The 19,787-nt window shown below is 70.4% G+C and carries 16 protein-coding genes, 1 tRNA gene and 1 other RNA gene; 11 read left to right on the top strand and 7 right to left on the bottom strand.

Annotated elements, in window-relative coordinates:
• Positions 1-51: 51 nt before the first annotated feature.
• Together ACFVZW_RS13255 and ffs are read right to left on the bottom strand one after the other, a co-directional pair.
• A complete protein-coding gene (locus tag ACFVZW_RS13255; RefSeq protein ID WP_384520402.1) occupies positions 52-2,178 on the bottom strand; it encodes a DNA polymerase III subunit gamma and tau in 2,127 nt (708 codons plus the stop codon).
• A 36-nt stretch (positions 2,179-2,214) separates the two neighbouring features.
• An RNA gene (gene ffs, locus ACFVZW_RS13250) (signal recognition particle sRNA small type) lies at positions 2,215-2,313 on the bottom strand.
• A 108-nt stretch (positions 2,314-2,421) separates the two neighbouring features.
• Between ffs and ACFVZW_RS13245 the strand changes: the two genes are divergently transcribed.
• The 4 genes from ACFVZW_RS13245 (at position 2,422) to ACFVZW_RS13230 (ending at position 5,969) form a co-directional block, all read left to right on the top strand.
• Positions 2,422-2,506: transfer RNA gene (locus tag ACFVZW_RS13245), tRNA-Ser, on the top strand.
• 282 nt (positions 2,507-2,788) lie between these two features.
• The gene (locus ACFVZW_RS13240) at positions 2,789-5,212 is read left to right on the top strand and encodes a helicase-associated domain-containing protein (RefSeq protein WP_384520400.1); all 2,424 of its coding nucleotides are present in this window, start codon (positions 2,789-2,791) and stop codon (positions 5,210-5,212) included.
• A 122-nt stretch (positions 5,213-5,334) separates the two neighbouring features.
• Positions 5,335-5,550: a type II toxin-antitoxin system VapB family antitoxin gene (locus ACFVZW_RS13235; protein WP_046777527.1), complete on the top strand. Its 216-nt coding sequence runs from the start codon at positions 5,335-5,337 to the stop codon at positions 5,548-5,550.
• Positions 5,547-5,969 (top strand): PIN domain nuclease, encoded by a 423-nt coding sequence (locus ACFVZW_RS13230; protein WP_046777528.1) that lies wholly within the window; start codon positions 5,547-5,549, stop codon positions 5,967-5,969. The genes ACFVZW_RS13235 and ACFVZW_RS13230 overlap by 4 nt, the downstream gene beginning before the upstream one ends.
• A 695-nt stretch (positions 5,970-6,664) precedes the next feature.
• On the opposite strand, the gene ACFVZW_RS13225 is transcribed toward ACFVZW_RS13230, so the two are convergent.
• Positions 6,665-7,039, bottom strand: coding sequence for a hypothetical protein (locus ACFVZW_RS13225; RefSeq protein ID WP_384520398.1), 375 nt, complete (start codon positions 7,037-7,039; stop codon positions 6,665-6,667).
• Positions 7,040-7,615: 576 nt separating this feature from the next.
• Between ACFVZW_RS13225 and ACFVZW_RS13220 the strand changes: the two genes are divergently transcribed.
• The 4 genes from ACFVZW_RS13220 to ACFVZW_RS13205 all read left to right on the top strand — a co-directional run bounded on the left by ACFVZW_RS13220 (position 7,616) and on the right by ACFVZW_RS13205 (position 9,555).
• Complete coding sequence (locus tag ACFVZW_RS13220; RefSeq protein WP_384520396.1) at positions 7,616-7,894, top strand: CopG family transcriptional regulator; 279 nt, start codon at positions 7,616-7,618, stop codon at positions 7,892-7,894.
• Positions 7,891-8,316 carry a PIN domain-containing protein gene (locus ACFVZW_RS13215; RefSeq protein ID WP_384520394.1) on the top strand — a complete coding sequence of 142 codons (426 nt, stop codon included), beginning with the start codon at positions 7,891-7,893 and terminating at the stop codon, positions 8,314-8,316. Before ACFVZW_RS13220 ends, ACFVZW_RS13215 begins: the two co-directional genes overlap by 4 nt.
• A gap of 282 nt (positions 8,317-8,598) precedes the next feature.
• Entirely contained in the window at positions 8,599-8,892 is a 294-nt protein-coding gene (locus ACFVZW_RS13210; RefSeq protein ID WP_384520392.1) for a hypothetical protein, read from the top strand.
• Between the two features lie 96 nt (positions 8,893-8,988).
• A complete protein-coding gene (locus tag ACFVZW_RS13205; RefSeq protein WP_384520390.1) occupies positions 8,989-9,555 on the top strand; it encodes a hypothetical protein in 567 nt (188 codons plus the stop codon).
• Positions 9,556-10,284: 729 nt separating this feature from the next.
• Here the strand turns inward: ACFVZW_RS13205 and ACFVZW_RS13200 are convergent.
• Together ACFVZW_RS13200 and ACFVZW_RS13195 are read right to left on the bottom strand one after the other, a co-directional pair.
• Positions 10,285-11,601, bottom strand: a complete 1,317-nt coding sequence (locus tag ACFVZW_RS13200) for an MFS transporter (protein ID WP_384520389.1) — start codon at positions 11,599-11,601, stop codon at positions 10,285-10,287.
• On the bottom strand, positions 11,598-12,836 hold the full coding sequence (locus ACFVZW_RS13195; RefSeq protein ID WP_384520387.1) for an aminotransferase class V-fold PLP-dependent enzyme: 1,239 nt from the start codon (positions 12,834-12,836) through the stop codon (positions 11,598-11,600). The genes ACFVZW_RS13200 and ACFVZW_RS13195 overlap by 4 nt, the downstream gene beginning before the upstream one ends.
• Between ACFVZW_RS13195 and ACFVZW_RS13190 the strand changes: the two genes are divergently transcribed.
• On the top strand, positions 12,835-14,256 hold the full coding sequence (locus tag ACFVZW_RS13190) for a PLP-dependent aminotransferase family protein (protein ID WP_384520385.1): 1,422 nt from the start codon (positions 12,835-12,837) through the stop codon (positions 14,254-14,256). The genes ACFVZW_RS13195 and ACFVZW_RS13190 overlap by 2 nt on opposite strands.
• Before the next feature lie 361 nt (positions 14,257-14,617).
• On the opposite strand, the gene ACFVZW_RS13185 is transcribed toward ACFVZW_RS13190, so the two are convergent.
• Positions 14,618-16,060, bottom strand: coding sequence for a helix-turn-helix domain-containing protein (locus ACFVZW_RS13185; protein WP_384520383.1), 1,443 nt, complete (start codon positions 16,058-16,060; stop codon positions 14,618-14,620).
• 329 nt (positions 16,061-16,389) lie between these two features.
• Here ACFVZW_RS13185 and ACFVZW_RS13180 point away from each other — a divergent pair, with 329 nt between their 5' ends.
• Positions 16,390-17,133: a DUF4232 domain-containing protein gene (locus tag ACFVZW_RS13180; RefSeq protein WP_384520381.1), complete on the top strand. Its 744-nt coding sequence runs from the start codon at positions 16,390-16,392 to the stop codon at positions 17,131-17,133.
• Positions 17,134-17,238: 105 nt separating this feature from the next.
• On the opposite strand, the gene ACFVZW_RS13175 is transcribed toward ACFVZW_RS13180, so the two are convergent.
• On the bottom strand, positions 17,239-17,958 hold the full coding sequence (locus ACFVZW_RS13175; RefSeq protein ID WP_384520379.1) for a TetR/AcrR family transcriptional regulator: 720 nt from the start codon (positions 17,956-17,958) through the stop codon (positions 17,239-17,241).
• A gap of 218 nt (positions 17,959-18,176) precedes the next feature.
• Here ACFVZW_RS13175 and ACFVZW_RS13170 point away from each other — a divergent pair, with 218 nt between their 5' ends.
• Entirely contained in the window at positions 18,177-19,718 is a 1,542-nt protein-coding gene (locus tag ACFVZW_RS13170; RefSeq protein ID WP_384520377.1) for an MFS transporter, read from the top strand.
• Positions 19,719-19,787: the final 69 nt, after the last annotated feature.

Raw genomic sequence — 19,787 nt, 5'->3', positions numbered from 1 at the left:
GTAGCCCGCGTGGCCGGATGTCCCTTGTGCGGGCCACCGAGCGAGACGCCCCTACTCGTTCGTGTATTCCTCCACAACCGTGGCTCCGAGCTCGCGCACGATCAGCTCGTGGCCGGAGAGGGCGGAGTCGACGAGGTCGGGGTCGTCCTCCTCGGGCACGTCGTCCTCGGGCGCGACGGGCGGCGGCGCATGGTGGACGGGCGGCGCGGCCTGGGGCTGGTTCTGGGGTACGGGGGAGGGTGCGGGCGCCTGCTGGACCGGCGGGGCGGGGGGCGTCTGCGGGGGCTGCTGAGTGTGCGGGCTCTGCTGCGTCTGCTGGCTCTGCTGTGGGGAAGACCACTGCTGCTGCGGGGCCTGGGCCGGGCGTCCGCCACCGAAGTTGGCCGCGGCGGGAGGCGGGTTGGCACCGCCCGAGGGGTCGATGATCGCCTCGATCTTCCACTGCACGTTGAACTGCTCGGCCAGCACCTGCCGCAGCACGTCCTCGCTGCCGCTGCTCGCGAAGTTGTCGCGGGCGCCGGCGTTGAGGAAGCCGAGCTGGAGGGTGGTGCCGTCGAACCCGGCGACCTGGGCGTTCTGGCTGAGCAGGATCCAGGTGAAACGGCGCCGGTTCTTCACGGCGTCGAGGATCGGCTGCCACATGTTCCGCACCTGGGCGGCGCCCTGGGCCATGTCGCCGGAGGGAGCCGGACCGGGGGACGGGGCGGCGGCCTGCGGCACGGGGGCGGGGGCCTGGGGCGCGGGCGCGGAGGCTCCCGGCCACGCGCCGGGGGCCGGGGCGCCGGGGGTCGCAGCCCCGGGCCAGGCACCGGGGCGGGGAGCTTCGGCGGCGGGCGCGGGCTGCTGTACGGGGGCCTGCGGAGCCGGGGCCTGGGGGGCCGGGGCCTGCGGAGCCGGGGCCTGAGGGGCCGGGGCCTGGGGGGCGGGCGGCGTCATCGGGGCATGGGCCTCGGGGCCGGGGACGTACCCCATGGCGGGCGCGGGCGCACCGGTGGTGAAGACGGGCGCCGGGCCGGCCGCGGCACCGCGCTCGAGGCGGTCGATCCGCGCCTGGAGCGACCGCTCGTCGTCGAAGGCGGCGGGCAGCAGCACACGCGCGCAGATCAACTCCAGCTGGAGCCGGGGCGAGGTGGCCCCGCGCATCTCGGTCAGTCCGGTGTTGACGAGGTCGGCCGCCCGGCTGAGCTCGGCGGCGCCGAACACGGACGCCTGCGCCTGCATGCGCTCCACGACGTCCACGGGGGCGTCGATGAGCCCCTTCTCCGCGGCGTCCGGCACGGCGGCGAGGATCACGAGGTCCCGCAGCCGCTCCAGGAGGTCGGCGACGAAGCGCCTGGGGTCGTTGCCGCCCTCGATGACCCGGTCCACGACCTCGAACGCGGCCGCGCCGTCGCCGGCGGCGAAGGCGTCCACCACCGAATCGAGCAGGGACCCGTCGGTGTACCCCAGAAGAGAGGTCGCCATGGCGTATGTCACACCGTCGTCGGCGGCTCCGGCCAGCAGCTGGTCCATCACGGACATCGAGTCACGTACGGACCCGGCGCCGGCGCGGACGACGAGGGGCAGGACGCCGTCCGCGACGGGGATGCCCTCGCGGCCGCAGACCTCGCCCAGATAGTCCCGCAGGGTGCCGGGGGGCACGAGCCGGAACGGATAGTGGTGCGTCCGGGACCGGATCGTCCCGATGACCTTCTCCGGCTCGGTGGTGGCGAAGATGAACTTGAGATGCTCCGGCGGCTCCTCGACCACCTTCAGCAGGGCGTTGAAGCCCGCCGAGGTGACCATGTGCGCCTCGTCGATGATGTAGATCTTGTAGCGGCTGGAGGCCGGCCCGAAGAACGCCTTTTCCCGCAGGTCACGGGCGTCGTCCACACCACCGTGGGAGGCGGCGTCGATCTCGATGACGTCGATCGACCCCGGCCCGTTCCGCGCCAGGTCGCGGCAGGACTGGCACTCACCGCAGGGGGTGGGAGTGGGACCCTGCTCACAGTTCAGACAGCGCGCCAGGATGCGCGCACTGGTCGTCTTGCCACAGCCACGGGGCCCGCTGAACAGGTACGCGTGATTGACCCGGTTGTTCCGCAGGGCCTGCTGCAACGGGTCGGTGACATGCTCCTGCCCGATGACCTCGGCGAAGGACTCGGGGCGATAGCGGCGGTACAGCGCGAGAGACGACACGTATACGAGGTTATAGGCGCCCACCGACAACCCGGGAACGCAAGCGCCCCCCACGCACCCGCCAGAGCCGACCTACCCTTGCTGCCTTCCGGCCCTGGGGGAGTTCAGTCAGATAGCGCCACGTGAGGGGCTCCGCCAAGGGTACCCGATCCCGGAGGCCCCGCGGTCCCCCGATCCCGATCACGGAAACCTCTTCTGGATCACGTTCGCGAGCACCCCTCAGCGTCTTGTATTGTTTGCGGCGGAGGATTCGCCTAGTGGCCTAGGGCGCACGCTTGGAAAGCGTGTTGGGGGCAACCCCTCACGAGTTCGAATCTCGTATCCTCCGCAGCCGCCTGAACAGGCGAAACGAAGAACCCGGACCGCTTCAGCGGCCGGGTTCTTCGGCATGTCCTGGTCTCAGTTCCAGTCTCGTTTATCTCGGGCATTCACGACATCTCGTACGGCGCGCCAGGATCGCCCGCACTCCAGCCCCGTCGACAGCCCGCCCTCTGCGGGTGAACTCCCCACCGAGTGGCGACGATGGACCCATCGAATGCGCGATTCTTGGCTCCGCTCGGGGCCGCTCCGGTCCCCAGCCGTGTTTCCCGGCCTCGCGAGGTGTTCCCCAATGACGTCCCGATCCACGCTGACGGCCTGGCTGGCCGGCCTCGACGCCCCACGGCTGTCGCGCGTACTCGGGATACGGAAGGACGCCGTGGCGCCACCGGAGCCACGTTCCATGGAGGAGTCGGCGGAACGTCTTCTGCGGCCCGGCTCGGTGGCGCTCGTCCTGCCACAGCTACCGCTGCCCTGCCTCCAAGTGGCCGAGGCCCTGGCCGCCTTGGGAGCATCCCTGTCGCGCGGCGCCCTGGCGAGGGCACTGGGAGCGACGCCACCCACTGCCGCTCGGGAACTGGACGCCGTGCTGGAGGCTCTGGCCGATCACGCACTGGTCTGGCCGGACGGCGACGGGAACCTCCACATGGCCGCCCCCTTGCGGCAGGCGTGGGACGCGCCTCTCGGGCTGGACGCACCGCTGGAGGAGCTGCTGGAAGGCGTGACCTCCGAGGAGCTGCGCGGCATGCTCGTGGCACTGGGCATCAAGCCGCCCGGCACCAGGCAGCAGCGCACGGCTGCTGTCCTGGAACACCATGGCGATCCGCAGCGCGTCGCCGCAGTGATCGCGAAGGCCCCTTCGGCCGCCCGGCAGCTGCTGGAGCGACGGGCGAAGTCCGCACCACAACACACGGAATTCGTCGTGTTCGGAGCCCCCATGGCCAATGTCCAGCCGGGTGAGCGATGGGCCCTGGACAGGGGGTTCCTGATCCGCAACCGCCACGGATACGGGCCCGCCCGCATGCCCGCCGAAGTGACGCTCGCGCTGCGCGGGCCGGACTGGCGTGCGCCGTTCGACCCCGTACCGCCCGTGGCGGAGCTGGTGCCCGTCCCCGCGGTGGAGGTGGAACGGGAGGCAGCGGCGGCGGCCACGGCGTTCGCCGCCCACGCCGCCTCGGTCCTGTCGGCCTGCTCGGCTGCTCCACCGGCCCGGCTGAAGTCCGGCGGGATCGGCGCGCGTGAACTGGGGCGGATCGGCAAGGCCGCGCAGGCCGATGACGCGGTGGTACGCATCACCCTGGAGATCGCCCACTCGGTAGGGTTGCTGGGCGCCGACGGCGACCGCATCGCACCCACCGCGGTATACGACACCTGGGTGGCGCAGGAACCGGCAGCGCAGTTCGCCGACCTGCTTCACGCATGGTGGAACCTGCAGTTCACTCCCTCGCAGTCCCGCGACGAGGACAACAAGTCGCTTCCTGCCGTGGCCGGAGCTCCTCGCTGCAGCGCCTGCCTGCAGGCCCGGCGCGGGCTGCTCGCAGCGGCGGCCGCGCTTCCGGAGGGTCAGGGTGTGCAGGTCGGCACCGATCTGGGTCCGCTCGTCGCCTGGCACCGTCCGCTCGCTCATCTGTCGTTCCACGACGAGACGCCCTGCGCCGCAGCGGTCCGCGAGGCCGAGCTGACGGGCGTCATCGCCCGAGGCGCACTCTCCCGGCTCGGTGCGGCCCTGGTGACCGGTGACCGGGAGGAACTGGCCGTCGCATGTCGACGGCTGCTGCCGGAGGCCACGAGAACGGCCCGGTTCGGTGGCGACCTCACCGCCATCGTCACCGGTACGCCCTCCGCACGCCTGGCCGAGCTCCTGGATTCGACCGCCGACCGGGAGACCAGCGGCACGGCCTCGGTATGGCGCTTCAGCGCCGACAGCGTCCGCCGCGCCCTGGACACCGGTCGCGCTTCGGACGAGATCTCGGCCGAGCTGACCGCCGTCGCCGACGGCCCCCTGCCGCAGCCCCTGTCCTATCTCATCGCCGACGCCGCCCGTCGTCACGGCCGTATGCGCATCGCCCCCGCCGCCTGCGTCATCCACAGCGACGAACCCGCGCTCCTGGCCGAGCTCGCCGCCCACCAGGCACTCGCCGCGCTCGGGCTGCGGCAGCTCGCCCCGACGGTGCTCGTCAGCGGCAGCTCGCCCGACAAGACCCTCGCCGCGCTCCGGAACCAGGGCTATGCGCCCGTCGCCGAGGCCGCGGACGGAACCGTACGCATCGAGAAGGTGCCGCCTCGACGGGCCGCCGCCGTTCCTGCCCCTCGGAAGGCCACCACGAAGGCCGGCACCGGACGCTCAGCACACCGGACGGCGAAGGAGCCTGCCGCAGTCGGCTCGTTCGGCCTGGCGGTCCGGCTGCTGGCCACCCCGCCGACCGCTCCGAAGCCCGACCCATCCGGCAACGGAGTCCCCTTCGGCACGGACACCGAGGAGATCGTCGCCGGATACGCAAAGCAGCTGACGTACACAGACGTCCGCCAGCTCGCCCACGCCATCGACACGGGCACGGCCATCACCGTCGAGTACGTCCCCGCCTCGGGCAGCCGCACCGTGCGCACCCTCGGCCGCCTCGAACTCGACCCGCCCTACCTGGAAGCGTGGTGCCACCTGCGCGACGCCGAACGCGTCTTCACGCTCTCCCGTATCCACAGTGTCATGCCGGCGTAGGCAGACGACCTGGCGTACGCCCACGCCGAGGAGCGGCGGCATCACTCCCCGAGGAAAGCCGGGACACCGGTCATCCATCGAGATATATTTGATGGCACAGGTGATATCAGGAGGGATGCCCCATGAGTCGAACCGTGATCGACCTCGACGACGAGCTGCTGGCCGATGTCGCCCGAGCACTCGGCACCAGCACCAAGAAGGAGACGGTCAACACCGCGCTGCGCGAGGTACTCGAAAACCGGCGGAGGGCGCTCGCACTCGCCCGACTGCGCGCGGCCTCCGCCGACGGTGCCTTCGACCTGGAGCTCTTCCAGGAGAAGGGCGATTACCGTCGGTGAACGCCGCGCAGTTCCTGATCGACACCAGCGCCCTGGCACGCTTCATGCGCACCGACGCCGAGCAGTTCGGCTGGGACCAGGCAGCCGCCGCCGGGCTCATCGCGACGTGCCCGATCACGGAGCTCGAATTCTTCTACAGCGCCCGCTCCGCGGCAGACCGCGCCCAAGGCATCGAGGACATGCGCCTGCTGTTCGGATGGGTGCCGGTCGATGACCGCGCCTACGACCGCGCCTGGCAGGTACAGGAAGCGCTCACCAAGCGAGGACAGCACCGCAGCGCTGGAGCCGTGGATCTGGTCGTGGCCGCTACGGCGGAACTGCAAGGGCTGACGCTCCTGCACTGCGACCGCGACTTCGAATGCATCGCGGCGGTCACCGGCCAGGCCCTTCAGTGGTACGGACCGGACACCGGCAAGTAAGGCAGAAGGAGGCCGAGCTCTGCTCTGTTCGTAGTCTCACTTCTGGTCTCGTTCACACCTGTCCGGACCCGTCCGGACGGGGCTACCGCGAACGCTCCGCCGCAGGTCAGGACGCCTACGGCCCCCGCCGGACCCCGGTACGAACATTTGGAAAGCGTGTTGGGGGCAACCCCTCACGAGTTCGAATCTCGTATCCTCCGCCAGTGCCTCACCGGGCACGAAGTCGAAGGGCCCCGCTGCTTGCAGCGGGGCCCTTCTTCGTGCGTGGTCTCAGTTTGCTCAGTCACAGCCTCATCTACGTCCGACAAATGCGACATTCTAGACGGCATGACGAAGCGTGCATGCTCTTCACGCCGCTTCCCACCACCCGCTCAGAGGGCCCGGCCGCTTGCACGGCCCGACCCCCTGACGCTTCACTCAGCCTCCGGCGACCGCCCCTCACTCCCATCGCCCCGCGAACTCGGCTCCGGCCAGCAGGTCGCCGGTCCGCATGATCGGATCATCGATCCCCATGGCCGCCATCACATCGGCGACAGAGGCCACGTACTTGCCCTTCACCTTCGTGACACGGCATGGGAAGCGATTCGCCCTCACCAGTCCAGACGCCCTCGCCGCGTCGACTCCGAGGAGATCTGCCACCGTGCGCAAGGGCACTGGCTCGGCCAGCCACTGCGACAGTCGCCTTGCGTCCGCGTTCACTCGGCTTGCTTCTGCGGTCCGTCGAGTTCGTCGGACTCGCCCTCGGCAACCTGCTCCGAACCCGCGGCGAGGAACTCGCCCAAGAGCCCGAGGCGGTGCAAGGTAGCGCCCATGCGTTCGCCGCTGATGCGCTCCCACGACAAAGGGTTCATCTCGTCGACCAATTGGATGTCCGACTCGTTGCGGATCGGGGAGTATCCGCCATCAAAATGGCTCGCGCAGTGGACAAGGCTGTGCGGATCCATCGTGCGCTCAGCCGGATCAGCCCGTTCCACCGCCCAGCCAGCCGCATTGGCGGATCGGACGATCTCGTCACGGACGTCGTCGCCTTCGGTGACCAGCGCCAGACCGTACAACGCACCGAACACCATGGCCGACCTCACCTCGGCGACGTCGACGCAGAGCGTGCTCGACACTCTCCCGGCCGACTTCCGGAGATAGGGGATGACGAAATACAGAGCGAGCAACTGGCTCCGCTGAGCCAAGTTCGGCAGGTCACATGGGCATCGCGGCCTACGCATCGCCACAGCGCATCCCGCAGGGCCCCGTCAGCGGCATCTCGCGCCGCCGCGTCCTTGGCCTCCGAGAGCGTGAGGTGCTCGCCCGCCGAACACCTCTCCCCGGGCGCATGCGGACAGACCAACTGTCCTCTGAGCAACTGCGAAACCTTTAGCTCGATCGACCTGAAGACGTCTGCCGAAGGCAGCAGGGACACGGCCCCTCCTCTTATGGTTCCGCCAACGGCATGAGGCTCACCGCCCCGAAGGGCATCTATCCGCACCAGTCGCTGAGTGCGCTGGCGGGAGTGAACGCAACGGGGTGACCGAGTGAAACGAGGTGCCCAGCGGTCAACGGCAGGGAAGGCTCCGGGATCAACCATCCGCCTCCCGAGCCTGCCTGTTTCCGTGACTGGTAAGGGCACTTACACCAGGAGTATGGTCTCTTGTATGGCCACCAAAAAAGTCACGGTGACGATCCCCGAAGATCTCCTCGACGAGATCCGCGCCGACGCAGCTGAGCGGGGACTTTCGGCGTATGTAGCCGAAGCACTGCGGTTCAAGCGCGATCGGGACCGGCTTCTGGAGCTGGTCGACTGGCTGCAGGAGGAACACGGGCCGGTCACCGAGGACGAGCGCGCAGCAGCCCTCGCGGGACTGCGCGATCTCGACGCCGAGCACGAGCGCCGCCGCACCGCCGGAGGGCATGACGCCGGAGAGGCCGCGTGAAGAAGCGCGCCGGTGAACACAGGCAGCGACCACTGCGCGTCTTCGTACTCGACTGCGAGGCCCTGTCCCTGGCCGTGCGCGGCGACCGGAAGATGATCGCCTGGCTCGAACTCGCGGCAGCAGGTGAGGCCGAGGTGGTGACGTCTCCCATGACACTGGTCGAGGCGTACGACGGCAGAACCACCGAGCAGCGCTGGGACTGGGTGCTGTCGCGGCTCAAAGTCGCCGACATCGGCAAGGACGAGGCCCGCGAGGCGCGCCGGCTCCTGGCCGATGCCAAGCTGCACGGCCATAAGTACGCGATCGACGCCGTGCTCGCCGTCATTGCCCGACAGCAGAAGGGACAGGTCACCGTCTTCACCTCGGACATCGACGACCTGGAAAAGCTCCTCCCAGGCACCATCGTCGTCAAGAATGTATGACACGGCGCCCTGGTCTCGGTTCTGGTCTCATTCTCCCCGCCCAGCACCGTCAATTCCCCCGCTCAGCCACAGGTCAGGACGGCCGGCGCGGGCCGATCCGGTCGTCCAACTGATCACCCTGACGGCCCTCTGCCGCCAAGTCTGAGCATCTCCCGCACTGCCGCCCGGTGGGAGAACAATGGTGAACGCCGCACCGTCGTCGGCGTTGCAGCACGGAACGTGAGCCCGCTTCAGGGAACTGGCTGCCGCCTTGTCCACACTCCGCTCCACCGAGGATCCCGAATGACGCAGAGCGCACTCACCCCAGTCGGTCGCTTCCGCACAGGACGTTCGGCCGAGGGGTGCCCTCAGGCTCTGGACGCTTGGCGTGTCACGACCGATGACGCAGAGGTAGCCGCCCCCGTCGCCGGCCTCCTGGGCGGCCAGCCTCAACCAAACGAAGGGGGAGGTGAACTTGCCCACGAGGTCCTGACAAAGGTCGAGACGGTACGTGTACTCATGGATGGGCCTGACGCGGTGGCGGCTCACATGGTCCTCTGGGGCAGCAAGGGGATCGTCCACCAATGTGACGGCTAGGAGTTCCTGTCGCCAGAAGAGAAGAAGGGCCGTCCATGCGGCTGCCCTCCACGACTCGAGGACCGAAAGCTGGCCGCAAGAGAGGGCCGCGGCCCGATGCCGTCCATCGGCCTCACCTTCCGGATCGCAGCAGAACCCGCGCTCGGCGAATTCCGCTTCATGACCAGCTCGTGGCAAATGGCCGCGCAGCTCTCCGACCTGACGGACGCGCTGGAACGGGTCAACGGCCCGGCCATCTGCGACCTCACCCTGGGGCTCGTCGTCTACACAACCAAGGCGGGTAGAGGTGTCTGCTATCGAAAGCCGGTGGTCACAGTGCTCGGCAGCCCCGACACCGTTGCGACCGAACCCCCGCCGGCGGCCGAACCCACGCCTGCTCCGGCGCCTTCCTCGTCCCGCCGCAAGGCCAGGCCGGCCCCTGGGCCCGCAATCCCGTCCGCAGCGGAGTCGAGCCACTTGGTCAGCGTGAACGCCGCTCTGCTCCGCCGGGCCGCCAAGGTGCTCGGTACCAGCGGCCACGAGGAGACCGTCATCGCCGCCCTGTCCGAGATCGCGGCAGGACGGCAGCAGACCTCAGAACTCGCCCGGCTGCGAGAGCAGGTCGGACAGATCGCCGCCATCGCGGGGCAAGCACTCCAAGGCAGTGATTTGTCACTCACCTGATCGGCTCCGACCGTTTCGCAGTGGTCACCGCTAACCGGCGCAGGCTGGTCTCAGTTCTGGTCTCGTTCGCGCCAGGGCTGACATCAACGTCCGAGAACACCAGCGGTCCAGGGCGGTTGGAGGTGGCTGTGCCGTCCTGTGGTGAAGCGCTCCGGGCGACCTCCGATCGAACTCCTAAAGCGGTGGTTCCCTGACAACCCGCGGCCAGCTGGCGCAGGCAACCAGCGCACTGCCGTCCTCGGTGAGGAAGAGCAGGGACGTCCATGTCCGATCGGCAGAATCGATCAGCCCTGTGCGCACGGGCCGGCCGTGTTCGCGGACGAGCTGCACTGCTCGTGCCAGCCCAAGTGGTTCGAATCCGTGCATCCGCATGCGCTGAAGTCGGCGGTTGAAGACTCCAGCGTGCGCGCCAGCGGGTTGTGCCCGGTCTCCCACGCTGTAGGTGGCGCCGCTCCGGAGGAGGGCCAGAGCTATCACGGACGCCTCGTCGTCACCGGCCAACAGCGATTCCAGCACATGCCGTTCCATGGTCACCCCCGTCTGGATCCTGCGGTACAGCAGCCAGGTACCGCAACCCCGGCGATCGCCCGCGGCCGGCCCCGCCCCTTCGGGGCCTGGTAGCGGCCGGAATGGCCACCACTGACCGATCCGGCCAGAGCTACGGGTCAGAAGCATGCTGCGGAGCCGAGATGGAGATCCCGGCTCCGCAGTCTGCCGGCTTCGGTGGTCTCAGCCCCCGGCCTGCCCGTTCGCTGCCGCCGTGAGGGGGTCTTCCGGTGGCGCTGGAAGGCCATGGAGTCGGCTCACGGGGGAGAGGACGAGCGCGATCAGCACGGCGGCGGATCCGATCGCCGCCACGGTCAACGCGTCCTGGGCGCCGACCCGGCCGGACAGCAGACCCGCGGACAGGCCGCCGAGTGCGCCGCCGCCGAACAGCAGGGTGCGGAAGACCGCCGTCATCCGGCCCATCATCGACTGCGGGGTACTGGCCTGCCGCAGGCTGACGATGATGACGCCGGCGACGCCGAGCCCGAGGTAGGTCGTGAAGAAGGAGAGGACGAACATCCCCACCATCACCGGCCGGGGGCCGGTGGCCAGGACGATCAGCATCGGGCCGACGAGAAGGGCCGACTGGGCGACCAGGTAGACACGACCGAGCCGGAAGCGCCGGATGACCTTGCGGGAGATCGCCGCGCCGATCAGTCCGCCCACGGAGGCGGTGGCGAAGACGCCGCCGAGGGTGGTCGAGTCCAGGTGCAGGTCGCGTGTTCCGTACAGCAGGAACATGGTCCACACGGTGACCATGGAGAAGTTGCAGCAGAACCCGATGAGCGCGAGGGACCGCAGGACCGGGTTCTTCAGGACCCAGCGCAGGCCGTCCCGGAGTTCGGTCGGCACGTGCCGTCGTGCGGCCTGGGGTTGGGGGCGGGGCTCGGGGGTGCGGATGAGTAGCAGCGAGACCAGGGACACCAGATAGGAGAACGCGTCCACGATCAGCGCCACGGGTGCGGTCAGGGCGCCGATCAGGACACCGGCGAGCCCGGGTCCCGCCACGTCGGCCGCCGATGAGCTCATCCCCATCTTGGCGCCGGCTTCGACATAGTGCTTGGGATCGCGCACCAGGGTGGGCACGTACGACATCCAGCTCACGTCGAACAGCACCGAGGCGACGCCGACGGCGCAGGCGATCACAAGGAGCGATCCCATGCTGAGCGCGTCCGTCCAGTACAGGACGGGCACGAGGGCCAGCAGGATCATCCGGACGAGGTTCGCGCCGAGCATGATCCGCCGACGCCTGGCGCGGTCCACCCACACCCCGAAGACCAAGGCGAGTCCGAGGTACGGGACGAGTTGCAGGAAGCGCAGGACACCGACCTGCTCGTCGGTGGCGCCGAAGGCGATGATCGCGGTCAGCGGCAGGGCCAGGTTCGTGACCTGGGCGCCGAGGAGCGAGAGGGTCTCGCCGAGCCAGAACCTGAGGAAGTCGCCGTTGCGCCAGAGGCTTTCCGTGGACCTTTCCACGGTGCGCGTCTCCGTGGCGGTCATCGCCGCCCCTGGCCGGCGAGGTCCGCGACCGCGTCGGCGACGTGGTCCACCTCCTCCTCGGTGTTGTAGTAGTGCGGCGACAGGCGCAGGCACCAGTCGACGCCCTTGTCCCCGAAGTCGAACTGCGCGAACTCACGCAAGCTGAGGGCCGAGTTGATGGAGCGGGCGTCCATGGCCTCCTTGAACGGCTGCCGCTCCCAGCCCTCCACGCCGAAGGTGACGAGCGCGGCGAGACGCGGGCCGCGGTCGAGCACGCGCACCCCGGGTATGGGTGCGAGCCGGTCGCGCAGCCGGGCCGCGAGCGCCGGGGTGCGCTGCTCGATGGCCTCGATGCCGACCTTGCGGGCATAGCGCGTCGCGGCGGCGCTGCCGAGGACCGTGGCGTAGGGGAACTCCCACTCCTCGAACCGGGCCGCCGTCCCGACGGGCTCGTAGCCGCCCGGCTCGGTCCAGCGGGCACCGTGCATGTCGATGAACAGCGGTTCGTGGCCCGCGCGCAGTACGCGATCGGAGACGTACAGGAATCCGGAGCCGCGCGGGCCGCGGAGGAATTTGCGGCAGGTGGCGGTGAGGAAGTCGCAGCCGATCTCTTCCACGTCGATGACGAACTGTCCCACCGACTGGCAGGCATCGACCAGGTAGAGCAGGTCCAACTCGCGGCAGTAACGGCCGATTTCGGCAACCGGTGAGACCAGACCCGAGTTGGTGGGGACATGGGTGGCGGACACCAGGCGCGGGTTGTGGGTCCGCATCAGCGCGGCCATCGCCTCCACGTCGACCCCACCCTCGGGCGCGTCCGGCGCGTGGACGATGCGTACGCCGAATCGCTTGCGCAGGGACAGGAAGGCGATCTGGTTGGAGACGAAGTCGTCTCGGGTGGTGAGGATGACGTCGTCGGCCTCGAACGGGATCGACGACAGGGCGTTGGAGTAGGCGTGGGTGGCGCTGCCCGCGAAGGCGATGTTGTCGGGCGTGGTGTTGATGAGGGCGGCGATCTCCGTGTAGAACTCGCGGACTTCGGCGGCTCGGGCGGCCGAAGCCTCGTAACCACCGATCCGGGCTTCGAGGTTCAGATGGCCGACCATCGCGTCGAGGACCGGGGCTGCCGGCAGGCCACAGCCCGCGTTGTTGAAGTGGATGACCTGCCGGCACCCCGGAGTGTCGGCCCGCAGAGCGGCGACGTCCAGCTGAAGTGCTTCCTGACCAGGACCAGAAGCGCTACTGTTGTCTCTCATGAACGACGGTAGCACTTCTGGCGACTTGGCCGACAGTCTCCGTACGCTGCTCTCCCGGCTTGCGCCCGGCGACCGGCTGCCGAGCAGCCGGGAGTTGATCAAGGAGTACCGGGTCGGCCCCGCGACCGTGGCGCGGGCCATCGCCGCACTGGCCGCCGAGGGCGCGGTGGTGACCCGCCCGGGCAGCGGTACGTACGTGGCGCAGCGCACCCGGCTCGGCGACGAAGCGACCGCCGGCGACACGGCCTGGCAGACGGTCGCCCTCACCGACCGCGCCGTCGACACCCACCTGATCGCCGACCCGCTCGGCCCGCCACCGGCCGGGACGATCACCCTGGACGGCGGCTATGTGCACCGGTCGCTCCAGCCCGCCCGGGCCCTGAGCGCGGCGCTGGCGCGGGCGGCACGCCGTCCGGACGCCTGGGACCGCGCCCCGGCCGGCGGCCTGATGGCGCTGCGCACCGTGTTCGGCCACATCATCGGCGGCAGTGTGGCACCGGAGGACGTACTCGTCACCGCGGGCGGGCAGAGCGCGCTGTCGATCGCGTTCCGGGCCATCGCCGCGCCCGGCAGCCCGGTCCTGGTGGAGTCACCCACCTATCCCCGGGCTCTGGCCGCGGCCCGCGCCGCCGGGCTGCGGCCGGTGCCGGTACCGCTCGACGCCGACGGCGTCCGACCCGACCTGCTGGCCGACGCGTTCGCGATGACCGGCGCACGACTGCTGTACTGCCAGCCGACCTACCAGAACCCGACCGGCACTGTGCTGGCGCCCGAACGGCGCAGCCAGGTCCTCGATGTGGCGCGCGCCTCGGGCGCGTTCGTGATCGAGGACGACTTCGCGCGGCATCTGGGACACGGCGGCGCCGTGCCGCGGCCACTGGTGGCCGACGACCGCGACGGCACAGTCGTCTACGTCACCTCACTCACCAAGCCCGCGGCACCCAGCCTGCGGATCGGCGCACTGGTGGCCCGCGGGCCGGTGATGGAGCGGATGCGGGCGGTGCGCCTGGTCGACGACTTCTTCGTCACCCGCCCGCTGCAGGAGGCCGCGCTCGAGGTACTCAGCTCCCCGTCCTGGGACCGGCACGTCCGCTCCCTCGGCATGGCGCTCCGGGAGCGGTGCGCCGTGCTGGCCGCCGCGGTCGCCCAGGAAATCCCCGGCGCGGCCTTGGGCGCGCTGCCTACGGGCGGACTCCACCTGTGGGTGCGCCTGCCGCCCGGCGTGGACGACACCGTACTGACGAACGCCGCCCGGCAACGCGGCGTGGCCGTGAGCGCCGGCAGCCGCTACTTCGCCACCGAGCCGCCGGCGGCTCACCTGCGCATCGGGTTCGCCGCCACCTCCGACCACGCCGAGCTGACCGAGGGTGTACGACGGCTGGGAGCCGCGCTTGCGGATCTGCGCCATAGGCAGGAGTGAGGCCCACGCCAAGAACCGGCTTCTGCGGGCAGAGTCGCGGTGATCGACGACCGTCGCCGTGGAGCCGCTGACCTTCAGGCGGTACAGGATGCCGCGGCCCGTGAGCGCCTACTCCCCCGGCATCCCGGGATGGCGTGGCGCGCGACTCCCGCGCCGCCGGTGACACGTCGGCGGCCGGTGACAGGTCGCGGCCGGTGACAGGTGGGGGGTCGGTGACAGGTCGCGGCCGGTGACAGGTGGGGGGCCGGTGACAGGTGAGGGGCCGGTGACAGGTGAGGGGTCGGTGACAGGTCGGCGGCCGGTGACAGGTGGGGGGTCGCGGACACCGGCCGCCGGTTGCGGGCCACGGGCCGATCACCTGTCACCCGAACTGATACGGCTCCCAGGCGCTCGACCCCAAGGGGAACTGGTACGTCGGCATGTTCGCCGTGGCGCTCGTCGAGAACGGCTTGCCCCGGTCGTCCACCCGGAGCACTCCGCTGCGTTCGCCGCTGCTCCACTCCAGCTCCAGGTACCACCGCACGCTCCGGCCCCGCGTGTGCGCGGTGATCGTCAGGACCTGCGGGTCGCTCGCGGACACCGTGTACGGGAAGTCCGACGCCGGGACGTACCGGTCGCCCTTCCACCCCGCCACGGGGACCGGCCGCGGCTGGGCCGCATCCAGGTTGATGTCCAGGCTCTGCATGCGGGCGTCCCCGCCGCAGCCGACGCCCATCGCGTACACGTTGCCCCGCAGCGGCTCGGACGTCTCGACCGTCCGTACGTGCAGGGCGTTGAGGACGACGGTGTCGTCGCCGAGCCCCTGAAGCGACACGTCGATCACCACCTCGCCCCCGGGCACCCCGCCGAGGGCGGTGACCCAGCCGCGCGCGTTCTGCTGGGAGGGCGGCGGCGGCACGACCTTCGGGCCCTGGTCCACGACGTAGAACTGACTGCACGGGTCCTTCCACACGTACGGGTTGACGCTCGCCGCCACCGGCACCTCAAGGGACTCGTCCCCGGCCCCGCCCGTCTTCCCCGGGGCGTCCGTACGCGTACCGGTCGACGGCCCGCCGGGGGTCGGTGTGCTCGACGTCGTACGGCTGGGCTTCGCGTCGCCCGTGGCCGGGCCGCCGGGGGTACGAGCCGCCGAGGACGAGGCCTCGGGGCCCTCGGCGGGCCGGTCGCCCGCGCGCGAAGTGTCGTGCGTGTTGGTCCAGACGACCGCGGTACCGATGGCCGCGACGACGACCATCGCCGCGGCGGCGGTCAACGGCCACGGCAACCGGCGCCGGCGGGACGCCGGGGCGGTGGTGGGTTCCTGGGGCGCCGACGCCGCCTCGTCCCGTAGCGACTCGGGGGTGGGGGCGGGGGCGGGATCAAGGTCCGGGGCGGGGGTGGGGGCGGGATCGGTGTCGGGGGCGGAGGCGGGATCGGTGTCGGGGGCGGGGGTCGGCTCCGAATGCGGGTTCTGCTGCTCCTGCTCCTGTTGCTGTTGCTGCTCCTGATGCTGCTGCGGGTCGGCCTCTGTCCGTTCCGTCGGCCCCTTCGGCTCCGTCGGCCGCTCAGAGCCCGAAGGGGACTTCTCCACCGCGGGTCCTGCCGCCGCGGACCTGGCCCGGCGGCGGGTTTCGTCCGCGACGATCCACAGACGGTGCAGCCGCAGCAGCTCCTCGCGCTGCGCCCCGCAGAGCCGGGCGATCTTCTCCACGGGCGCGAAGTCCGTCGGCACGGCATCGCTGTTGCAGTAGCGGTGCACCGTCGACGGGCTCATGTGCAGGCGCTTGGCGAGGGTGCCGTAGCTGAGCCCTGACCGTTCCTTCAATTCCCGTAGGAAACCCGCCAGATCATCACTCTGCATCCCCACCCCGAGCAGCCTTCCGTTCGCCGTGCCGTTCGCCGTGCCGTTCGCCGTGCCGTTCGCCATTGCCGTTCGACGTCCCAGGCAGGCGTTCCAGGGGGAAGACGTTTCCCCAGGTCAACCCCACTCTGCGCATTCGCGCCTACGACATTGTCCCCGGCTGCTGGTGCGAATGCGAAGGCGGCACGCAAGGTGAGTGCAGCGCCGCCACTCGGGCCGGGCGCTTCCACCGATCAGCCGGGCGCTTCCGCTGATTGACCGTCACCACCACTCACACAACGGGGAACAACCTCATGCGTACCTTCACCGTCCGCCGCACCGCCCTCGCCGCCACCGTCATGACCGCCGCTCTCCTCACCACCGCCTGCGGCGGCACGGAGACCGGCAAGGCACCGTCCGCCGAAGCGTCGGGCAAGAGCCCGTCCGCCACGTCGACGGTCGCTCCTGCGCCCTCGTCCGGCCAGTCGGGCACGGGTGGCACCGACTCCGGCGGCAAGGAGAGCGCCGGAGGCACGAACAGCGGAACGAGCGCGGGCGCCAACGGCGGGACGAGCACCGACGGCAAGCAGACCACCGGTGGCACCAAGAAGCCGGGCGGCGATCAGGCCAAGGTCGTCACCTGCACCGGCGACAACACCAGGGTCGTCGTCAACCGGCCCTCGCGCCCCATCAACCACCTGCTGCTCACCGCCACCAACAAGGGCCCCGCGTCCTGCGACCTGTACCGGGCGCCGCTGCTCCGCTTCGACGACGAGCAGGCCGCCACCGCCATCGACGACGGCACCCAGCAGCAGAGCGTGATCCGGCTCGCCCCGGGCCAGTCCGCCTACGCCTCCGTCATCCTGATCGGCGAGCGCACCGGCGAGGAGGCCAACGGCCGCACCACGTCCCGGCTCGGCGTGCACTTCGACTCGCGCGACGCGTCCGGTTCGGTCGGCAGTCCGGCGATCCTGACGCTCCCGGCCGACACGTACAAGACCGACGACGCCAAGGTCACGCACTGGCTGAACAGCCTCGACGAGGCGCTCGCCTACTGACGGCACCGCGCCGCGCGCACCACGATCCGTACGCACGACGAAGGGCGCGCCCGGCACCGGTCGCGCCCTTCGTCGCGCCGGTGCGTACCGGTGCGTACCGGCGGGTCAGCGCGGGAGGCGCAGGGCGAGGCCGTCCAGGACGACCTCCAGGCCGTACGTGAACTTCGCGTCGCGGATCTCGACCGGATCGACGTTCAGGGACGCCTCGTACGCCGCGACCAGGTAGTCGTGTCCGGCCGCCGCCTGCTGGGCGGCGGGGGTGAAGCGGGCGATGAACTCGACCTCCGTGTCACCGGAGCGGGCGACCGTCGTGAGCCAGGCGGCCTCCGTCGTACTCATCCCGATGACGTACGTCAGGAGGGTCTCGATCGCCCGGCTCGGCTCGGGGAAGCCGACGTTCGTGAAGAGAGTGGCCATCCGTTCCGAGTACGCCATGAGGTTGGGCCCCAGGTAGGCGAGGCCCGCCTGGCCGAGGACCGAGGCCAGCCAGGGGTGGCGCAGCGCCGTCGCGCGGAACGAGCCGGCGGCCTCGGTCGCGGCGGCGCGCCAGTCCGGACTGTCGACGGGAGGTACGACGATCTCGCCGAAGACCTCGTCGACCGCGAGCTCCATCAGCTCGTCCTTGGTCGCGACGTGCCGGTAGAGGGACGTGGCGCCGGCGTTCAGGCGGGCGCCGAGCTTGCGCATGCTCAGCGCCTCGGTGCCGTCGGCGTCCAGCATCACGATCGCCTCGCGGACGATCGCGGCGCGGCTGAGCGCGGGCTGATCGGGCGCGGCCTGCTGCCGGGCCCAGACGGACGGGATCGGGTTCGACTTGGCGGCCATGATCCTCCTTCGGTGCGTACAGGTACGTACAGGCGCATACGCGTCCGTACTCATCCATACCCGAGTGCGTACAGCGTTCGCATCGAGCGTACAGGAGTCGGGCTCTGCGCACAGCGTGCGCCGCTGCGTACGGATTGAAGGGTTGCGCACGGCGTACGCGTCTGCGTACAGTGTTCGCACCGAAGGAACACCGTGCGCTTCGCCCGAGAGGAACTCCCATGGAAACCGTCCGCAATCCACGCCGCTGGTGGATCCTCGTCGTGCTGTGCCTCAGCACGCTGGTCCTGGTCGTCGACAGCATGGCGCTGACGGTCGCGGTGCCCTCGATGACCGAGGACATCGGCGCGAGCGCCCAGGACATCCAGTGGATCCTCGACTCGTACATCCTGGTCTTCGCCGGACTCCTGCTCACCTCCGGAAGCCTCGGCGACCGGTTCGGCCGGCGGAAGGTCATGATCATCGGCCTGCTGCTCTTCGGCCTGGCGTCGCTGGCGGCGACCTTCTCGAACGACCCCGGTGAGGTCATCGCCGTACGCATCGCGATGGGCGTCGGCGGAGCGCTGATCATGCCCTCGACGCTGTCGATCCTCATCACCGTCTTCGAGGAGGACGAGCGCAGCAAGGCGATGGCGGCCTGGGGCTCGGTGTCCATGCTCGGCCTCGTCGGCAGCCCGATCCTCGGCGGTGTGCTGATCGACCACTTCTCCTGGCAGTCGATCTTCCTCATCAACGTCCCGGTCGTCGTGCTCGCCGTGATCGCCGCTCTCACCCTCATGCCGGAGTCGAAGGGCCCGTGGCAGAAGCCGGACCCGCTCGGCGCGGTGCTGTCCGCGATCGGCATGACCGCCCTGATCTGGTGGATCATCGAGATTCCGCAGCACGGCGCCTTCGAGGGCCGTGGGGCGATCACCCTGGTGGTCGCGGTCGCCGCTCTCGCCGGATTCGTGATCTGGGAGAACGTCACCCCGTCGCCGATGGTCCCGCTGGTCCTCTTCAAGAACCGCAACTTCAGCGGTGGTTCGCTCTCGCTCACTCTCGTCCAGATCGGCAACGGCGGCCTGCTGCTCGTCCTCACCCAGTACCTGCAGTTCGTCCTCGGCTACTCGCCGGTGAAGGCGGGCCTCGCCTTCATGCCGCTGGCCGTCGCCGCCCTGATCGGCAACGCCGCCGGCGCCGGGCTCGCCGCGAAGCTCGGCTACCGCGCCCTGGTCCTGGCCGGACTGCTCACCATGGCCGCCTCGTTCGGCCTGCTGACCACGGTCGACGCCTCCTCCGGCTTCACCGTCCCGGCCGTCGCCCTCGGCCTGCTCGGCCTCGGTGCCGGCCTGGCGATGCCGGCCGCGGTCGGCGCCCTGATGGGCACGATCCCGGCGGAGAAGGCGGGCGTCGGCTCGGCCCTGAACGACACGATCCAGCAGGCCGGCACCGCGCTCGGCATCGCGATCCTCGGCTCGCTCCTGTCGAGCCGCTTCGCCGCGGAGATGCCGGCGGACGCCTCGGAGCAGGCGAAGGGCTCGATCGGCGGCGCCCTGGCGGCGGCGCAGGGCGACGCGGGCCTGATGAACACGGCCCGGGAGGCCTTCACGACCTCGATGTCGGCCACCTTCACGATCAGCGCGATCGGCGTCCTCGCCGCGGCGGTCCTGGCGGCGGTGGTCATGCGCAACACGAAGCCGGGCGCGGCGGAGACGGAGGCCGCGGACGGCACGGACGTGGAGGGCGCGGAGGTCGCCGCCGACAAGCGGGAACTCGTCGGCTGACCCCGCCGCCACACCAGCAAGCGCACGGAGGACCCCGCCCGGGAAACCGGCCGGGGCCTTCGGCGTTTC

The sequence above is a fragment of the Streptomyces sp. NPDC059567 genome, assembly GCF_042735655.1.
GTDB lineage: Bacteria > Actinomycetota > Actinomycetes > Streptomycetales > Streptomycetaceae > Streptomyces.
This window is presented reverse-complemented; position numbering and strand designations above follow the sequence as displayed.